This is a genomic window from Ilyobacter sp., from assembly GCF_041583315.1.
Lineage (GTDB): Bacteria > Fusobacteriota > Fusobacteriia > Fusobacteriales > Fusobacteriaceae > Ilyobacter.
The window spans coordinates 1-1,582 of the sequence record NZ_JBFHGC010000613.1; the positions used below are offsets into that span (position 1 = coordinate 1).

A 1,582-nucleotide genomic window follows, 5' to 3' on the forward strand; every position below is an offset into this window, starting at 1 on the left:
ACTACAGTGTCAGCAACTGCTAATATCTGATTGTGTGCAAAACCTCCGTCTATGGCTCCATTTTCTATTTCAACTGGTGCTGCACATTTTTTTGCATGTTCTATTATTTTGCTGAAGTCTTTTTTCCCTTCGGCATCTTTTAATATATGTTCGCATCCATGCATTCCAGCTGAATTTGTAGTGTAGATTCTGTCTAGATAATCTGCTGCAGATCCTCTAGGAGGAACTAAACAGTTACTTGTAAATAATACAGGTCCGTTAAATGAAATAAATTCCTTAGTCTGGTGCCACCATGAACCACCATAGTTACCAACCAGGTTATCATATTTCTTAAACGCAGGATAAGAGTTAGCCGGAAGCATCTCAGAGTGAGTATAAATATCTACTCCTGTTCCCTTTGTTTGCTCCAATAACTGCTCTAAATCTCTTAGGTCATGACCAGAGATGAGGATACCAGGATTGTTTCTAACTCCTATGTTAACCTTTGTAGCTTCAGGATGTCCGTAGGTACCAGTGTTGGCTCCATCAAGAAGTGCCATAGCAGTTACTCCGTGTTTTCCAACTTCCATTGTAAGAGCCACTAATCCGTCAAGTCCTAGACTTTCATCGTCAAGGTCTGCCAATGCTCTTGCCATGAATTTATAAACTTCCATATCCTCTTTACCAAGGTTAGATGCATGCTCAACATATGCACTCATTCCCTTTAATCCGTATGTAACAAGTTCTCTAAGAGATCTTATATCTTCATTTTCAGTTCTTAGTACTCCAACATTTTCAGCAAATTCAAGCATATTTTCTTTACCAGTGAATTTTAAATTCTGAAGATATTTTGCAGGTACTTCAATTCCAAGTTCTTTAGCTTTTTCTTCAAGGGTTTCTCTACAGCTCTGCCCTTTTTCAATCTCTTTGATAATTGCATCATCATCAAAATTAGCATTAGTAATAGTCATAAACAGAGAATTTACAACCCACATATATGCTTCCTTAGGTACATCATATTTTCCATCCAATAATGAGCAGTACGACGCTACACTTTTTGCAGTATAGATTAAAAGATCCTGAAGCTTAGCTGTTTCCGGAGTTTTTCCACAGACTCCTCTTATTGTACACCCTTTGTTCATAGCTGTTTCCTGACACTGATAACAAAACATTGACATTTATTTTCCTCCTATAGATTTAAAATAGCAATAAGAATTATTCAACTGGAGCGATACACTCTACTGGACACACCCCTGCACAAGCACCGCAGTCAATACAAGTAGATTCATCGATCTTTCTTTTCCCATCTGCGACCTCAGAAATACATTCAACGGGACATACTGGTTGACATGCACCACAAGCGATACAGTCAACTTCATTTATTCTATAAGCCATATTTCCCTCCTTATTTACGTTTATAACCACCAATAATATTACTCTAACAGTCTATTTTTTCAAAATTAATATTTTGTGAAATATACCTAAATACATGATTAAATAACACTGAAATCATCTTTAGATGCCCCACAGAGAGGACATACCCAATTGTCAGGAAGGTCTTTAAACTCAGTTCCAACAGGGATATCGCTGTCAGGGTCTCCTA

Annotated in this window: 3 protein-coding genes; all 3 read right to left on the reverse strand. The window is 37.4% G+C overall.

From position 1 onward, the window contains the following. The coding region (gene hcp / locus ABZA26_RS14750; RefSeq protein ID WP_372715243.1) for a hydroxylamine reductase at window positions 1-1,157 on the reverse strand (1,157 nt) is incomplete at its 3' end. Window positions 1,158-1,194: 37 nt separating this feature from the next. Beyond that, on the reverse strand, window positions 1,195-1,374 hold the full coding sequence (locus ABZA26_RS14755) for an indolepyruvate ferredoxin oxidoreductase subunit alpha (RefSeq protein WP_372715244.1): 180 nt from the start codon (window positions 1,372-1,374) through the stop codon (window positions 1,195-1,197). 98 nt (window positions 1,375-1,472) lie between these two features. Beyond that, a partial coding sequence (locus ABZA26_RS14760) for a rubredoxin (RefSeq protein WP_372715245.1) occupies window positions 1,473-1,582 on the reverse strand: 110 nt, incomplete at its 5' end.